A 19,384-nucleotide genomic window follows, 5' to 3' on the forward strand; every position below is an offset into this window, starting at 1 on the left:
ATTACAATTTAGGAAAATCGACAGTAAATATAGTCCCTTTTGGTGTATTCCTTTTGTGCTCCATTTTTCCTTTATGGCTGGTAATTATACCATGCACCACACTTAGCCCTAAACCAGAACCCTCGCCAATTGGTTTGGTAGTAAAAAAGGGTTCAAATACTTTGTCATCTAACTCTGACGGTATACCTTTTCCTTCATCTAAAATTTCTATGGTAATATGACTGTTGCTTTCTAACACATGTACACCAATAGATGCACCCTGTGGAGAATAATAGATAGCATTCATAATAAGGTTGAACATTACTTGTGTCATTTGTACCGTATCTGCTCTTAATTCAATGTCTTCATTATCAAAGCTTTTTGTCAGTTTTAAATTCTTTGAACGTAAAGAAGGTTCTAACAGTTTTATAACATTGGTGACAATAGGTATTAATTTTACGGTCTTCATTTCTTGTGGCATTTCACAAGCAAAAAACATTAGTTTTTTTACGATTTCGCGGCTAAATATAGCACTGTCCATTATCTTTTCTAAATCTCTAACGGTCTCTTTATCTTTTATTTTTTCTGAAAGTAATTCTGCAAAACCAAGAATGTTTGCAAGGGGAGTATTGAGTTCATGGGCAATACCAGCTGTAATTTCACCAAGAATGTGTAAACGATCGGTACGTTCCATCTGTCTTCTAGTAATGGCTTCACTTTCTCTAATCTGCTTACGTTCCATAAGATTGCCAATAGCCAAGGCTACGTTGTTCAATAAAGTCTGCTCCTCAATTAAAAAGTCATCTATGGTGTATTTATTAGAAGGATAACCTACAATTACTTCACCTTCTATTTTATTAAAAACTTTAATATTAGTTTTCAAAGAAACCATGTTGGTTTTATAGTCGTCTGTCTGTACATGGTACTCACCAACGGTTAAAAATGCTTCAGTAACTTTTTCATGTTGCCAAGCTCTTTTCAGACAATATACAATAGCTTCTAAAGAAGTTTCTAACTGCCCATAATCAGAATTAACTATTATAGATGTTACTTCATAAAGACAGGTTAATTCTTTAACGCGCTCCTTTAATTTAGCTTCAACTGATGTCATATCTATTGCATTTCAATTGCGATATATAAAGGTCAGCAATATTTGGTAAGAACGGAAATAATGAATATTCAAATCCATTTGACATCCTTAAAATATAAAACAAGAATACAAGATGGTGGTTTTATAATCTCAAAATATTCCGGGATAATTATATAGTAGGTAAAATCTATTTAATATACCTTTTTATAAGTAATTACTTAGTAAGTAAAATCTTATTCAATATTTGTAGGAATTTGTTTTTTGTTTTTTAGTCAGTTTATACGATTGTATTTAGTTGCAAGTACTAAAGCTGAAAATATATTAACTGATTTCTTAGATATTCTTCTAAAATTGATAATATGTAATCTATTGATATATTATAGTTTATCGATAAAATGCAGTCTTTTTTTATTTAGACATACAAATAGTTAGCTTTCTCATACAATCTTATGTAATTGACAACAATATTTTATTATAGCTAAATACCCACTATATATTTAGGAAAAATACCTAGTTATATGTAGTCCTTAGACTACTTTAAAAAAACTGAACTAACTCAAATTTATGGATTATGTTATTGATTGTAGGAATAATCAAACTTTAAAAAAAAGAGTTTGTGCAGAGAATTTTGGTATTCAAATGCAAATGGATGTTATAAAAATGATACCGTTCAACGATACATTTATACCATTCACCTTTAGAAAATCTTCATCGGAATGTAAAATGCACTTTTTAAGTCCTTTAAATTCTTTCTTTGATTTTGTGCATTCACCCTTTTCAGTAATAAAACGAGGTCTTTATTTAAAGAAAATATAAAATTTTAAAACTCAGATAATAATATCTCGTAAATAAGACCACTATAGGCTAACTCAAAATGATTAAAACCATCTCGCTCCTCGTCAAAATATTCGCAGTATTTCTAAAGGTTATTCAAAACTATTTCAAAAAGTACAGTTCTCTAATGAAAGGTGACTTTTTACAAAAGTTTGTTTCTAAAAGTTTAAAGCTACTTTTTATGATAAATAGCAGTAAAGTTCAATTATCGTTCTTCGCTATCATATTATTTTTTACTGCAAACGTAAATGCACAGAACTTTGAAAATGTTTCAATAACAAGTATTTCAAGTGGAACAGTAGTAGATGCTTACTTCAATGCTACCTCACCAACCATACCATCACTGTCTTTTGTTAGGGTTCAAAAAATAAGTGGTGCTGGTAATAACGGACAAATTGGGTACTCTGGTGCAGTAGACAATTTCTTTTATAGCAACCCATCCAATAGTGGAACAACAGCTCCTTCAAGAATACGAATTAGTTTCATTGCTTCAGACAAAGTTACCTTAATACCGGTTAATGATTTTAGAATTGTAATTAACGATATTGATGGCACACCTGCTGCTGCAAATCCAAGTATTCCTATAGAAAACGAAGCTGTTGGTACAGACTGTGATAATTCTGTTCGGTTTACAGCCACAGATATACCAACTAATATAAATGTAGATACTACTCCGCCTACGCTACTTTCTGCAGGTACCGAGTCAGAAGCGAATGGTCCGGAAAGTAATTTAATGTTTGAGTTTAATGATGTAAATTTTATTGAATTTGATATTTATGCAAACCCTGGATTTGTAAAAGAGTTTGATCTTAACCAAAGTGAATATCAGATAAACACAGTGTTATATTCTGTCTGTGTAGGAGATTCAGATGGAGATGGTGTTTTTGATAATGTAGATATTGATGATGACAACGATGGTATTTTAGATATTGTAGAGTCAAATGGTAATGATCCTAACGGTGATGCCGATGGTGACGGACTTCCTAATTTTCAAGATGTTTTAGATAATTCTGGTGACGGTGTTCCCACATATAACACCAATGCCGATGGTAGCGTTACCAATTACACCGATGCTAATTCCGATGGTGTACCAGATGTTTACGAAGCTAGTCAAGATAATGATAGTTTTCCCAACCATTTAGATTTAGATTCCGACGATGACGGTATACCAGATAATATTGAAGCTCAGGCTAGTGGCTCTTATATCGCTCCGTCTGGTAATGATTCAGATGGCGACGGTTTAGATGATAATTATGAAGGCTCTGGTAATCAGGGTCTTATTCCTGTTAATACAGATGTAGCTTTTGCTACACCTGATAATGTTCCAGATTTTTTAGACCCAGATAGTGATAATGATGGTATCTCAGATGCTGTTGAAGCTTACGATACCAACGGTGATGATGTTGCTGAAACTACCTTAGCGGGAAATGATACCGATTTAGATGGTATAGACGATAATTTTGATCAGAACGCTAACGGAATGGATGATCCGGATGCAGCAACAAACAATGGTCAAACTCCAAATTCATTTCAAGATGACGATCCTGCCGGAGGAGAAAGAGATTGGAGAGATCCAAGAGATAGTGACGGTGATGGCACTAGTGATAATGATGATACCGATGACGACAATGATGGTATTGTAGATTTAGATGAATACCCTGGTCTTGATCCTTTTGGTGATGAAGATGGAGATGGTATTTTAAATTTTAAAGATACAAGTCAAGATGTTGGTAATACCGGAGATGGTACCACAACTAATTATACCGATGCTGACGGTAATGGAGTGCCCGACGCTTACGATGTGGATAATGATGGTCAACCTAATCATTTAGATATAGATAGTGATGATGATGGTCATTTAGATGCTACGGACCCTAATCCCTATGCGCCAACCGCTCAAGATGAAAATGTAAACGCAACTTTAGGTGTAGCTACCAATATCAATATTTTAAGTAATGATGATTATTTTCCAAATAATAACCCAAATAATCAGGGTACTACCACAATTACCAGAACTGGCGGTACAGCTGGTGGCACCGCAATTTTAGATGCTTTAACCGGTGAATTGGCGTATACCCCTTTAATTACGGAGAACGGGTCAACCGTAACGGTAATTTATCAAGTTTGTAATACAGATCCAGATCCAGATGTTTGTGAAACCGCAACGGTAAACATAACGGTAACTAATGATCCAGATACTGATGGTGATGGCACACCTGATTCTAGTGATGCCGATGATGATAATGATGGTGTTTTAGATGGTGATGATAATGCACCTTTTGACCCAAGCAGCTGTCAAGATTTGGATGGTGATGGCTGTGATGATTGTTCTGCAACGGCAAGTAACGATTTTACTGTCGGTGATAATTTTGACCCTGCAAATGACGGTATAGATACCGATGGAGATGGCTTATGTGATGCTAGTGACCCAGACGATGATAATGACGGAGTTTTAGACGGTGATGACAATGCTCCATTAGATCCAAGTAGCTGTCAAGATTTGGACAGCGATGGGTGCGATGATTGTTCGGCAACCACTAGCACTGATTTTTCAGTAGGTAATAATTTTGACCCCGCTAATGATGGCACCGATACAGATGGTGACGGACTTTGTGATTCTGGCGATACCGATGATGATAATGACGGAGTTCTAGATAGTGATGATAATGCACCTTTAGACCCAAGCAGTTGTCAAGATTTAGATGGTGATGGTTGCGACGATTGTTCTGCAACGGCAAGTAACGATTTTACAGGGGGTAATAATTTTGACCCTGCTAATGATGGTATCGATACCGATGGAGATGGTATATGTGATTCTGGCGATACGGATGATGATAATGACGGAGTTCTAGATGGAAATGACAATGCACCTTTAGATCCAAGTAGCTGTCAAGATTTGGATGGCGATGGTTGTGATGATTGTTCTGCCACGGCTAACAACGATTTTTCTGCAGGGGCTAATTTTGATACGGATAATGATGGTACCGATACCGATGGTGACGGACTTTGTGATTCTGGTGATTCAGATGATGACAATGACGGGGTTCTTGATGGGGATGATTTTGCACCTTTAGATCCAAGCAGTTGTCAAGATTTGGATGGCGATGGTTGTGACGATTGTTCTGCCACGGCAAATAACGATTTTTCGGTAGGTAATAACTTTGATGCTTCTAATGATGGCACCGATACAGATGGTGACGGACTTTGTGATTCTGGCGACCCAGATGATGATAATGATGGAGTTCTAGATGGTGATGATAATGCACCTTTAGACCCAAGCAGTTGTCGCAATTTGGATGGTGATGGTTGTGATGATTGTTCGGCAACGGCTAACAACGATTTTTCTGCAGGAGCTAATTTTGATACGGATAATGATGGTATCGATACCGATGGTGACGGACTTTGTGATTCAGGTGATCCAGATGATGACAATGACGGGGTTCTTGATGGAGATGACAATGCTCCATTAAATCCAAGTAGCTGTCAAGATTTGGATGGTGATGGTTGTGACGATTGTTCGGCAACGGCTAGTACAGATTTCTCCGTTGGAAATAATTTTGACCCTGCAAATGACGGTACAGATACTGACGGCGATGGAATTTGTGATGCTAGCGATCCCGATGATGATAACGATGGCGTAGCTGATGGTTCAGATGCTGCTCCATTAAACCCTTCAATTTGTCAAGATTTGGATGGTGATGGTTGTGATGATTGTTCTGCAACGGCTAGTACTGATTTTTCCGCTGGTAATAATTTCGATCCTTCTAATGATGGTATCGATACCGATGGCGACGGAATTTGTAATTCTGGCGATGCCGATGATGATAATGATGGAGTTTTGGATGGTGATGATAATGCACCTTTAGACCCAAGTAGTTGTCAAGATTTGGATGGTGATGGTTGTGACGATTGTTCCGCAACGGCTAGTACTGACTTTACGGCTGGAGCTAATTTTGATACGGATAATGATGGTATTGATACTGATGGTGACGGAATTTGTGATTCTTCAGATTTAGATGATGATAACGATGGTGTAGCCGATAGTTCGGATGCAGCTCCATTAGACCCTTCCATTTGTCAAGATTTAGATAGCGATGGTTGTGATGATTGTTCTGCTAATGCAAGTAATGATTTTACAGCTGGAGCTAATTTTGATACGGATAATGATGGTATTGATACCGATGGTGATGGTATTTGTGATTCTTCAGATTTAGATGATGATAACGATGGTGTAGCCGATGGTTCGGATAGTGCACCGTTAGACCCTTCCATTTGCCAAGATTTGGATGGTGATGGTTGTGATGATTGTTCTGCAACGGCAAGTACTGACTTTTCCGCAGGTGATAATTATGACCCAGCCAATGACGGTACTGATACCGATGGTGACGGCTTATGTGATTCTGGCGACCCTGATGATGATAACGATGGTGTGGCAGATGGCTCGGATACTGCTCCATTAGACCCTTCCATTTGTCAAGATTTGGATGGTGATGGTTGTGATGATTGTTCTGCAACGGCAAGCAATGATTTTACTGCGGGAGCTAATTTTGACCCTGCTAATGACGGAACTGATACTGATGGTGATGGCTTATGTGATTCTGGCGACCCCGATGATGATAACGATGGTGTGGCAGATGGTGCGGATACTGCTCCTTTAGATCCTTCCATTTGTCAAGATTTAGATGGTGATGGTTGTGATGATTGTGGTGCAACGGCGAGTAATGATTTTACTGCCGGTGCTAACTTCGACCCAGATAATGACGGTATAGATACCGATGGAGATGGAATATGTAACACTAATGATGAAGATGATGATAACGACGGTATTCTGGATACTGTTGAAGGAACGACCGATTTTGATAATGATGGTATTCCTAATAATGAAGATTTAGATAGTGATAATGACGGTATTCCAGATGTAGTGGAAACAGGAAATGGTAGTCTAGATCTTGACGGAAACGGATCCATCGATACTGGTGAAAGTAATCATGGTACTAATGGTATTCCAGATGTCGCAGAAGATGGTGCTACTGATGGAGCAGGTATTTCTGTGATTCCTTTGAATAGCGATAATCAAGGTGGTCCAAACTTTTTGGACATAGATTCAGATAATGATGGTATTCAAGATTTGGTAGAATCTCAAACCGATGCAGGTCTGGTTCAATTATCTGGAAATGATAGTGATAACGATGGTATCGATGATGTTTTTGATGTGGATAATGGAGGTAGTTTTACGAACACATTGGTTAATACTGACAGTGATTCGCACCCAGATTATTTGGATTTAGATAGTGATAATGATGGTATCATTGATAATATAGAATGGCAATCAACTTCAGGTTATTTGAGTCCTTCTACCGATTCTGACGGAAACGGCTTGGCTGATAATTACGAAGTGGTTCCTGCCGGTTCTGGTGTGTCCATTAATCAACCTGAAAATTCAGACGGTCAAGATAGTCCTGACTTTAGAGATGCTGATTCTGACAACGATGGTGTTCTTGATTATGTAGAGGCATATGACATCGATGACAATAATTCCGCAGACACCCCAATTTCAGGTGTAGATTCTGATAACGATGGTTTAGATGATAATTTCGATTTAAGTATTAGTGCACCAAATGGAATTGCAGATCCAAATGGAGCAACGAATAACAACCAAGATGTAGATAACTTTCCAAACGACCAGGATCCATTTACAAGTGAGGTAGATTTTAGAGATGCAAATGTACATGCAACACCAATAGATACTGATGGTGATGGTGTGGATAATGATTTGGATAAGGATAATGACAATGATGGTATCTTAGATTATGTAGAATCATTAGGTTTTGAGCCTACAGATACCAAGGGTGATGAATGTGGTATTCCGCCAGGCTCTTTTACTGGTGGTTCATATATAGCGGCTACGGGTAGTGGTGCAGGTACTGTTGGTGCCGAGTACCGTTTTTCAACTGTGGTTACTTCATCTCTTGGGGTGTTAGATGCAATTGTCGCTATTACCGATATTAACAATGCAACCTTAACTTCTATTGATAACGGTGGTTTTGGTAGTGATGATGCTTGGCAACCTAGTTTTGATGTAGGTGGTGGTGTAGGTGCTGTTGGTAGTATGACTTTCAATATTAGATTAGTCGCAACAGGCACTGATTTTCAGGTGAATCTAATCCGTTTTGGTGGTGTAATATATGATATTGACGGTGCCAATACAGAAGAAAGTGTAACCTTGGCTCAGCCTGGCTTATATGCTGTAGATAGTAACACATTACTAAGTGTTTCAGAAAATGATGCTACCGGTACAACCACTTTTGAAGGTCCGCCACAGACATGGTCCGGTGTAGATTTTGGACCACGACTTGCCGTATATTTTAATTATTATGAAACCACGAACTTGACGATTACCTTTTCGGGCGAATTGCAATCTGGTTTTTCATCCAATGATTATTTAGGGTCTGTTTTATTTCAAACATGTGATATTAATGGATTGTTTACACCTGCTAATACCACATCGGCAGTAAATTCTGCTGGATCTCCTGCAGGTGAAACTTCAGGTCCGGGGACAGCTCCTGTGTATACGATAAACGAAGGTATTGATAGTGATCATGACGGTATAGAAGATCACTTGGATATTGATTCTGATAACGATGGTATTCCAGATAATGTTGAAGCGCAAACTACAAGTGGCTATGTAGCAAGAAATGCCAATACTGATGGAAATGGCAATGATGATACCGATGATGATGGTTTAGGAGACGAATATGAAGGTACAGGTGATGAAGGCGTTTCACCAATAGATACCGACGGCGACGGAATTCCCGATTATTTGGATTTGGATACGGATGGTGACGGACTTTCAGATACTGAAGAAGCCGGTTTTACCGCAGCATCGAATAATTTGGATAATGATCATGATGGTTTGTTTGATGATTATGATGATGTTGATACTACAGGATTACCGTTCGATTCTAACGATGATCAAGATAATGGTGCATCAGATTTACCAAATATTGCAGTAACTACTACTGCTGAGGTAGATTATAGAGAAAATGCTATAGATGATAATGATTTGGATGGTATCGCTGATTCTGCTGATTTAGATGATGATAATGACGGAATCTTGGATACATTAGAAAGTCCTTCGAGTATAGACCCAAGTGCAGATGACGATTCTGACGGAATTCTAAACTATAGAGATACCGATTTGGGTATCGATGCAAATGGTGACGGAATTGTGGATGCTTTTGATGCCGATGGTGATGGCGTACCCAATCATTTCGATTTAGATGCCGATAATGACAGTATTTATGACATCGTAGAATCGGGTAGCGGACAAGCGTTTACTGATGGTCGATTAGATGGCAACGTTGGTACAGATGGAATTCCAGATTCAGTTCAAACAAGTGGTCAACAAGATAGTGGTACGGTTAATTATACACTGTTAGATTCAGAGACAACAGCAGATGGTATTGCCGATTTCTTGGAATTGGATGCAGATGGCGATTTATGTAATGATGTTATAGAAGCAGGTTTCACCGATGATAACGGAGACGGAATTTTAGGAGACGGAGCTTTGGTGGTAGATGCTGATGGTGTAGTAACTGGAACCAATGTGGTTGACGGATATACCGAACCAAATAATGTGGATAGTGCTACAAATACTGATTTTGATTTTCAACAGCCAGGGGAAACTCCTACTATAGCATCTAGTGCAGATCAACCACAAGATGTGTTGACTAATGGTAGTTCTCCAGAAATATTCACCGTTACGGCATCAGGAATCTCATTGACATATCAATGGGAGGTTGATGATCAATTAGGTGGTGGTTTTGTAGCTATCGATGATGCCAATGGAACGGATATCTATACAGGAAGTACAACGGAAACCTTAACATTAACTGGGGCTAACGTTGCACAAGACGGATTTGAATACCGAGTAATAATTACCGATTTAACTTTTGTGTGTTCTCCTTTGACTTCTGATGCGGCATTGCTTACGATTGATGTGACTGCGCCAACAATAGCAATAAATGTGGTATCTACCGATGATATTATCAATGCGGTTGAAGACAACAGTGATGTTACTATTAGTGGTATAACTACTGGAGCAGAAGACGGTCAGATAGTGACAGTAGTTCTTAACGGACACACGTATACAACTACCGTAACAGGTGGTGTATGGTCTTTAGATGTACCAGCGGTAGATGTACAAGCATTGGATGCTACGGAAACTATAACTGCAGATGTTAGTGATTTAGCAGGCAACTCTGCAACACAGGCTACACGAGATATCGAGCATGATGATACGGCACCTACAATTACAATTGACGTAGTTTCTAATGACGATATTATTAGTGCCTTTGAAGCTGATAGTAATGTTACCATTAGTGGTACGACTACCGGAGCCGAAGATGGTCAGACGGTAACAGTAGTGCTGAATGGTGAAACCTACACGACAATGGTGACTAGTAATGCGTGGACTTTAGATATGCCAGCGGCAGATGCCCAAGCATTGGATCCTGCCGAAACAATTACTGCAGACGTGAGTGATTTAGCGGGTAACCCGGCGACACAAGTTACAAGAGATATTACACATGATGTAACTGCACCTATAATTGCAATTAATGTAGTGGCTATTGATGATGTGATAAATGCTTTGGAAGACGATACAGATGTTACAATTAATGGTACTACAGATGCCGAAGATGGACAAACAGTTACAGTGGTATTGAACGGACAAACGTATACGACTACGGTAACGAGTGGTACATGGACTTTAGCTGTGCCAGCGACAGATGCTCAGGCATTGGATGCCTTAGAGACAATAACTGCAGATGTAAGTGATATTGCGGGTAATCCTGCAATACAGGTAACCCGAGATATTGAACATGATGTTACCGTACCAACAATTACAATCAATGTAGTAGCTACCGATGATATTATCAATGCAGTTGAAGATGACAATGACGTAACAATAAATGGAACCACAACAGATGTTGAAGACGGTCAAATGGTTACGGTAACCTTGAACGGACAAACCTATACGACTACGGTTTCTGGTGGTACATGGAGTTTTGACTTACCTGCTGCAGATGCTCAAGCATTGGGTACAACCCGAACAATTACCGCAGATGTGAGTAATGATGCAGGTAACCCTGCAGTTCAAGCAACGCGAGATGTTGAACACGATGCGATTGCTCCAACAATAGCAATAAATATGGTATCTACCGATGATATTATTAATGCCCTTGAAGATGATACCGATGTAACCATTAGTGGGACGACCACTGGAGCCGAAGACGGTCAGACCGTTACGGTAGTTCTAAATGGACAAACATATACGACTACGGTAACAGGTGGAACATGGAGTTTTGACTTACCTGCAGCTGTAGCCCAAGCATTAGATGCATTGGAAACAATAACTGCAGATGTAAGTGATGTAGCGGGTAATCCTGCAACTCAGGCGACACGAGATATTGAGCATGATGTTACGGCTCCGACAATTACAATAGATGTGGTATCGGGCGATGATGTCATTAACACTATTGAAGACGATAACGATGTAACGATTAGTGGAGCAACAACAGGTGCTGAAAACGGTCAGACTGTAACAGTTGTATTGAATGGTCAGACATACACTACAACGGTAACCGGAGGCACATGGAGTTTTGATTTACCTGCTGCGGCTGCCCAAGCATTAGATCCTAATGAAACAATTACCGCAGATGTAAGTGATGTTGCCGGTAATCCTGCGGTTCAGGCGACAAGAGATATCGAACATGATGTCACTGCACCTACGATTACGATAGATGTGGTATCCAACGATGATATTATCAATGCAGTTGAAGACGATACTGATGTAACCATTAGTGGAACAACAACAGATGCCGAAGACGGTCAAACTGTAACGGTAACTTTACACGGACAAGCATACACAACTACGGTAACAGGTGGCATATGGAGTTTTGATTTGCCAGCAGCAGCAGCCCAAGCATTGGGTACAACGGAAACCATAACTGCAGATGTAAGTGATGCAGCCGGTAATCCTGCGGTTCAGGCAACCAGAGATATTATACATGATGTAACTGCCCCAACTATAACAATAGATATTGTATCTACCGATGATATTATTAATGCTATTGAGGACGACACCGATGTAACCATTAGTGGAACAACTACGGGTGCGGAAGACGGTCAAACTATAACTGTAGTATTGAACGGACAAACATACAATACAACAGTAACAGGTGGTATATGGAGTTTTGATTTGCCTGCGGCAGGTGCCCAAGCATTGGATGCTACGGAAACCATTACTGCAGACGTGAGTGATTTAGCGGGTAACCCTGCAACACAGGCAACCAGAGATATCGAACATGATGTCGATGCGCCAATAATAATAATCGATGTAGTATCCGGAGACGATGTTATAAATGCCTTGGAAGATGATACAGAAGTTGCTATCAATGGAACAACTACGGGTGCAGAAGATGGTCAAACTGTTACGGTAATTTTGGACGGACAAACATATACTACAACAGTAACAGGAGGAGTATGGAGTTTTGACTTGCCCGCAGCAGCTGCTCAAGCATTAGGTGCAACGGAAACAATCACGGCAGATGTTAGTGATGTAGCGGGTAATCCGGCAACACAGGTAACCAGAGATATTGAGCATGATGTTACGGCTCCGACAATTACAATAGATATAGTATCTGGTGATGACATTATCAGTGCTGTTGAAGATGATAGTGATGTTACTATCAGTGGAACCACTACAGATGCCGAAGATGGTCAAACGGTAACGGTTATATTAAATGGTCAGACGTACACTACAACGGTTACTGGTGGAACCTGGAGTTTTGATTTGCCAGCTGCGGCAGCCCAAGTTTTAAATGCTATGGAAACGATTACTGCAGATGTTAGTGATGTAGCGGGTAATCCGGCGACACAGGCAACACGAGATATTATTCATGATGATACCGCTCCAATAATCACAATAGATGTGGTTTCTACTGATGATATCATTAATGAATTTGAGCAAAATAGTGGTGTAACTATTAGTGGTACTACAGATGCCGAAGATGGGCAAACCGTTACGGTAACCTTGAACGGTCAAACTTATACAACTATGGTAACAGGTGGCACATGGAGCCTAGATGTACCGGCATTAGACGTCCAAGCATTAGACCCTAATGAAACGATTACTGCTAATGTAAGCGATTTGGCGGGTAACCCTGCAACACAAGCTACACGAGATATTGAGCATGATGTTACCGCTCCTGTAATTACGATAGATGTAGTTGCTTTAGATGATGTTATCAACTCGATTGAAGATGATAATGATGTTACCATTAATGGTACTACAGATGCCGAAGATGGTCAAACAGTGACCGTTTTATTGAACGGACAAACATACACGGCAACGGTAACAGTAGGGACATGGAGTTTTGACTTACCTGCAGTTGCGGCCCAAGTATTGGGCGCAACGGAAACCATAACTGCAGATGTAAGTGATTTGGCGGGTAACCCTGCAACACAGGCAACACGAGTTGTCGAGCATGATGTCACCGCACCTACAATAGCGATAGATGTGGTTTCTACCGATGATATCATTAATTCACTGGAAGATGATAGCGACGTTACCATCAGTGGTACAACAGATGCCGAAGATGGTCAATTAGTTACGGTGTTGCTGAACGGTCAAACCTATACAACAACGGTAACTGGTGGTACTTGGAGTTTAGATATACCTGCGGCTGATGCTCAAGCATTGGATGCAAATGAAACGATTACTTCCAATGTAAATGATGTATCCGGTAACCCTGCTACTGAAGCTACTCGCGATATTGAACATGATATTATGGCACCAACGATAAGCATCAATATAGTTTCTGTCGATGATATCATCAATGCAGTCGAAGACGATAGTGATGTTACCATCAATGGTACTACAGATGCCGAAGACGGTCAAACTGTAACGGTATCCTTGAACGGTCAAACCTACACTACTTTGGTGACTGGTGGTACTTGGAGTTTAGATGTACCAGCAGCAGATGCGCAAGTATTAGATGCAAACGAAACCATTACTGCAGATGTGAGTAATTTAGTAGGCAATCCTGCAACGCAAGTGATAAGAGATATAGCACATGATGTAACTCCACCAACAATATCTATAAATGTGGTGTCTACAGATGATGTTATCAGCGGAGTTGAAGATGATAATGATGTTACTATCAGTGGTGCTACAGATGCTGAAGATGGTCAAACTGTAACGGTAACCTTGAATGGTCAAACTTATACAACAACAGTTACCGGTGGCATTTGGAGTTTAGATGTACCTGCAGCAGATGCACAGGCATTGGATGTTAATGAAACCATCACTGCAGATGTGAGTGATTTGGCTGGAAACCCTGCTATGCAAGATACTCGAGATATTGTTCATGATGATATTATTGACATCGAGATAAATACACCTATTGAAATAGATAATATTGTTAATGAGGCAGAAGATAACGATGTGATAATCTCAGGTGTAACCACAGGGGTTGAAGACAATCAAACGGTAATAGTTACTTTAGATGATGGCGTAAATTCTTTTACTACAACAGCAACGGTAACTGCTGGAACATGGACGGCAAATGAGCTTGACATTTCCGGATTGAATAATGGTCCTATTTCGGTCAATGCTGAGGTTTCGGATCTTGCGGGCAACACTGCTGTTGACATAGAATCAATAGTGCTCAATACCACGGATCCTAGTGCCAATAGTTTTAGTACTTCGGATATCTCTCCGGTGTTAACTGGGCAAGGTGACGCTAACGAAAGTCTTTTAATTGAGCTGGATACTAACGGTGATAATATTTTTGATGTAATATATACTGTCATAGCTGATGCAAATGGTGATTGGAGTTTAGATACCGGTTCCGCGACTCCTGATAGTGGTAGCTTCCCTGTTCTAATAGATGAAGATGTAATTCAAATTAGTGTTACAGATGAAGCTGGTAATTCGGGGACTGGTACGGTGACTATTTCAGAGGATTCGGATAATGACGGACTTTCTAATAACGAAGAAGTAGCGTTGGGTACCGACCCTAATAATCCTGATTCCGATGGAGACGATATTAGCGATGGTCAAGAAGTGAACATCGATAATACAGACCCTCTAGATGATTGTGATCATGTTGATGGTACTGCGTTAGGTACAAGTGATTGTGATGCTGATGATTTGACTACCGATGAGGAAACGGCATTGGGTACCGACCCAAACAACCCTGATACGGATAATGACGGACTTACAGATAGTGAAGAAGTAGATTTGGGCACAGATCCATTAAATCCTGATTCAGATGGCGATGGAATAAATGATGGTCAAGAAGTATTAGACAATACCGATCCTTTAGACGATTGCGATCATGTTGGCGGTACTGCGTTGCCAGATAGCGATTGTGATGCCGATGGATTGAATACGGCACAAGAAGATGCAATCGGTACTGACCCAGATGTTGCCGATACTGATGGTGATACTATCTCAGACGGACAGGAAATAATCGATGGTACTGATCCATTGAACCCATGTGATTCATTGAACGGATTGCCACCCCTTGATGCTGGTTGTAATGCTGAGGTAGTTGATAGTGGAATAGCTGTTGCCAATGAAGTAATTACCCCAGATGGAGATGGAACCAATGATTTCTTTGGTATAGAGAATATAGAATCTTTCCCGAACAATACGGTTCAGATCTATAACAGATGGGGAATATTGGTGTATGAAATGTCAGGTTATGACAATAGAACAAATGTATTCACAGGGTCTTCAGATGGTAGAGCAACGCTTAGTAAAGATTCAGAGCTACCTGTCGGCGTGTATTTCTATGTAATTAAGTACGATAATGATGGTAACAGCCTTAACAAGTCGGGTTACTTATATATAAACAGATAAAATTTCCCCAAAAAATAATAAGATGAACAAATATTTTCTAGCTATATTAATTACCGCTGCGGGCCTATTAACGGGATATTCCCAGCAAGATGCGCAGTACACGCAGTACATGTACAATACGATATCGGTGAACCCTGCGTATGCAGGTTCCCGAGGGGTGTTAAGCATAGCCGCACTGCACCGTTCGCAGTGGGTGGGTCTTGACGGGGCACCTACTACGCAGACTCTTAATTTTCATACACCTGTTTCCAATAATGTGGGGCTTGGACTATCGGTGGTGAATGACGAGATCGGTAATGGAACCAACCAAGATACTTATATCGATGCGGCGTTCAGCTACACGGTGAATACCTCTGAGGAAGGTAAACTTTCCTTCGGACTGAAAGCGGGCGGACACCTGTTCAACGTGGACTTTACCAAATTAAGGAATTACGGTGCGGAGAGCAATCTACCGAACATTGACAACAAGTTCTCCCCTAATTTTGGAGCAGGAATCTATTACCATACGGATCAGTTCTATGCGGGGCTATCGGTACCGAACTTTTTACAGACCGAGCATTTCGACAGTTCGGATACGAACAGTTCGAGCCTTATCGCACAAGAGCGTATGAACTTCTATTTGATCACGGGCTATGTATTCGACCTGAACACAAACGTAAAATTGAAACCTGCGGCACTTATCAAGGCGGTAAAGGGCGCACCGTTACAAGTGGACCTTAGCGCAAACTTCCTGTTCAACGATAAATTCTCCCTAGGGGCGGCGTATAGATGGGATGCGGCATTGAGCGCACTGTTCGGCTTTCAGTTAAACGACCAATTAATGTTGGGACTTGCCTATGACAAAGAGGTTACGGATTTGGGAGCTACTAGGTTCAATGATGGATCATTCGAGTTCATGCTCAGATATGAATTCTTGAACAAGTACAGACGAGTAATCACCCCAAGATTCTTTTAAAAAAACGACATGAAAAAAGCAGGATATATATTTTGTGGCTTGGCGGTAGTGACTATGATGGCAAGCGCACAGGACAAGAAGGTACAAAAAGCGGATACAAAATTCACGAACTACGCCTATGCCTCGGCGATACAATCGTACGAGCAATTGGTAAAGGACGGTTATACCGAAGAAGAGGTGTACAAGAACCTGGGCAATGCAAACTATCTGAACGCGAACTACGAAGAAGCATCAAGCTGGTATGGCAAGCTGTTCTCGCTTAAAGGAGCGGATATCGACCTTGAATATATGTACCGTTACGCACAGACCTTAAAGTCACTTGAAAATTATAAAGAATCCGACACGTGGATGAACAAATTCAAGAGCGCAAGAGAGAACGATCAACGTGCGTTGGTATTCGATGAGAACAGAGATTATCTGGAACAGATTGAGGAACGCTCGGGAAGGTACGAACTCAAGAATATTGCGCTTAACTCGAAGGTATCGGACTTTGCACCTTCTTTCTATGAGGACGGACTGGTGTTCTCTACGGCAAGGGACAGCGGATTGCTATCTAAGAACGTTCATAAATGGAATAACGGATCTTTCTTGAACCTGTACAAGGCTGCACAGGACAATCAAGGTAATTTTACCAATGTAGATAAGCTATCTAAAAAGCTGAACAAGAAAACCCATGAATCGTCAACTGCATTTATCAAAGACGGGAACACAATGTACTTTACAAGGAACAACTCTGACGACGGCAAGTTCGAAAGAGACGAAGACGGGGTAAGCCGATTAAAGATTTACAAGGCGACCAAAGAAAATGGAGAATGGAACAATATAGAAGAACTACCTTTCAATGGTGACAGTTATTCGGTTGCACACCCAACGCTGAACAACGATGAAAGTAAATTATACTTTGCCTCTGACATGCCGGGCACAAAGGGGGAATCGGATATCTACGTAGTTGATATTAATAAGGACGGTACTTTTAGTACGCCAAAAAATCTGGGTGATAGGATTAATACAGAATCAAGGGAGACCTTTCCATTTGTGACGGAATCCGATAAACTATATTTCTCGTCAGATGGTCATCCGGGACTTGGAGGGCTTGATGTCTTCGCGACCGACCTGAAGAACGAAAGGGGAGAAGTATTCAATATAGGACGTCCTTTGAACGGGGAAGAAGACGACTTCTCATATATCTTCAACGAAGAGACGAAAAAAGGCTTTTTCGCATCTAACCGAAAGGGTGGACAGGGCAATGACGATATCTATAGTTTTATAGAAATGACCCCTTTGGACTTCACCTGCCATACGGCGATTACGGGAATCGTAAAGGACCAAAAAACTAATGCACTGTTAACAGATGCATCGGTAACCGTATACGACAAGGATAACAAAGTGGTATCAAGTTCACAGACCGATGCGAGCGGAGTGTTCGAAATGGAAGGAAATTGCAGCGAAGGAGCCTATAAATTAGTAGCCACGAAAGCGGACTATGAAGAGAGTACAAAAACCTTCAATACCGAAAAATCGGAAGATGTAACAGGAATTGAAGTAATGTTGGTACAAGTGGACAACGGTGCACCGATAGGAACGGACCTTGCGAAATACCTGAACATAGAACCGATCTATTTCGATTTCGACAAGTACTTCATCAGAGAGGATGCCAAAATCAGTATCAACAAGGTACTAGCCTATTTAAATGAATACCCGAACGTAAACGTACAAGTGCGCTCGCATACCGATTCAAGGGCGAACGATGTGTACAATATGACATTATCCGCGAATAGGGCAAAGGCCACGGCCGATTACCTAATAGAAGCCGGCATCCCGAGCAACAGAATCTCATATGAAGGTTATGGCGAGACGGAGCTTACAAACGGTTGTAGCGACGATGTACCATGTAGTAAAGAGAACCATCAACTCAATAGAAGATCGGAGTTCATTGTGGTAGAATAAATTACAAATATCAATTTGATTAAAAGTGGATAGGAGCAATGCTCCTATCCACTTTTTTGTGTTTTAGTTTCCTGTGTAGATTAAAGTGGTGTATTCATAAAAATAGTTCAGAACAATGTTAACCTTTTACGGTTGTGTAACATTAATCTAAAACAGAACTAAAATGAAAAGACAACTACTTCTATTTACATGCTTGTTCTACAGTATATGCTCTATTGCGCAATCTTTAGATCGAAGTGTGGTTGCAAGCCAAGGAAATACATTAAGTAATGCTGATATTTCTTTAGGGTTTACAGTAGGTGAACCTTTAGTTGGTTTAATAGCTCGGGAGGGCGCTATCGATCAGGGATTTTGGACAGGTTATGGTCTTTTGATTATACCGTTAAGTCTTGATGAAGATGATATAGAAATACTAGTATACCCTAACCCTGTTGTTGAGAGTGTTTCGGTTGCTTCTACTGAACAGAGTATTGATGGTATGGAGCTTTTTGCAATAAACGGACAAAAAGTTTCATCGCAGTTATTTGATACTGCTAATACCGAATTTGAAATTGACATGACTACACATGCCAATGGGGTCTACGTATTAAGATTATACTTGGAAGAAGGAACTCAAATCAAAGAATATAAACTGATAAAAAAATAGAAC

The 19,384-nt window shown here is 40.3% G+C and carries 5 protein-coding genes; 4 read left to right on the forward strand and 1 reads right to left on the reverse strand.

Features of this window, described 5'->3' with window-relative positions; genetic code table 11:
* Window position 1: 1 nt before the first annotated feature.
* Window positions 2-1,090 (reverse strand): sensor histidine kinase, encoded by a 1,089-nt coding sequence (locus BM296_RS10195; RefSeq protein WP_091902889.1) that lies wholly within the window; start codon window positions 1,088-1,090, stop codon window positions 2-4.
* A gap of 994 nt (window positions 1,091-2,084) precedes the next feature.
* Between BM296_RS10195 and BM296_RS10205 the strand changes: the two genes are divergently transcribed.
* The 4 genes from BM296_RS10205 to BM296_RS10220 all read left to right on the forward strand — a co-directional run bounded on the left by BM296_RS10205 (window position 2,085) and on the right by BM296_RS10220 (window position 19,381).
* Window positions 2,085-15,833, forward strand: coding sequence for an Ig-like domain-containing protein (locus tag BM296_RS10205; RefSeq protein WP_143099059.1), 13,749 nt, complete (start codon window positions 2,085-2,087; stop codon window positions 15,831-15,833).
* Window positions 15,834-15,855: 22 nt separating this feature from the next.
* The gene (locus BM296_RS10210; RefSeq protein WP_091902892.1) at window positions 15,856-16,788 is read left to right on the forward strand and encodes a PorP/SprF family type IX secretion system membrane protein; all 933 of its coding nucleotides are present in this window, start codon (window positions 15,856-15,858) and stop codon (window positions 16,786-16,788) included.
* A 9-nt stretch (window positions 16,789-16,797) separates the two neighbouring features.
* A complete protein-coding gene (locus BM296_RS10215; RefSeq protein WP_091902893.1) occupies window positions 16,798-18,735 on the forward strand; it encodes an OmpA family protein in 1,938 nt (645 codons plus the stop codon).
* Between the two features lie 163 nt (window positions 18,736-18,898).
* Complete coding sequence (locus BM296_RS10220; RefSeq protein ID WP_091902894.1) at window positions 18,899-19,381, forward strand: T9SS type A sorting domain-containing protein; 483 nt, start codon at window positions 18,899-18,901, stop codon at window positions 19,379-19,381.
* The last annotated feature ends 3 nt before the right edge of the window (window positions 19,382-19,384 follow it).

Source organism: Maribacter stanieri, assembly GCF_900112245.1.
GTDB classification, from domain to species: domain Bacteria; phylum Bacteroidota; class Bacteroidia; order Flavobacteriales; family Flavobacteriaceae; genus Maribacter; species Maribacter stanieri.

Excerpts from the sequence above, each read along its gene's own strand:
- BM296_RS10220 (WP_091902894.1), top strand. The coding sequence starts at position 18,899 with ATGAAAAGACAACTACTTCTATTTACATGCTTGTTCTACAGTATATGC.
- BM296_RS10215 (WP_091902893.1), top strand. The coding sequence starts at position 16,798 with ATGAAAAAAGCAGGATATATATTTTGTGGCTTGGCGGTAGTGACTATG.
- BM296_RS10210 (WP_091902892.1), top strand. The coding sequence starts at position 15,856 with ATGAACAAATATTTTCTAGCTATATTAATTACCGCTGCGGGCCTATTA.
- BM296_RS10205 (WP_143099059.1), top strand. The coding sequence starts at position 2,085 with ATGATAAATAGCAGTAAAGTTCAATTATCGTTCTTCGCTATCATATTA.
- BM296_RS10195 (WP_091902889.1), bottom strand. The coding sequence starts at position 1,090 with ATGACATCAGTTGAAGCTAAATTAAAGGAGCGCGTTAAAGAATTAACC.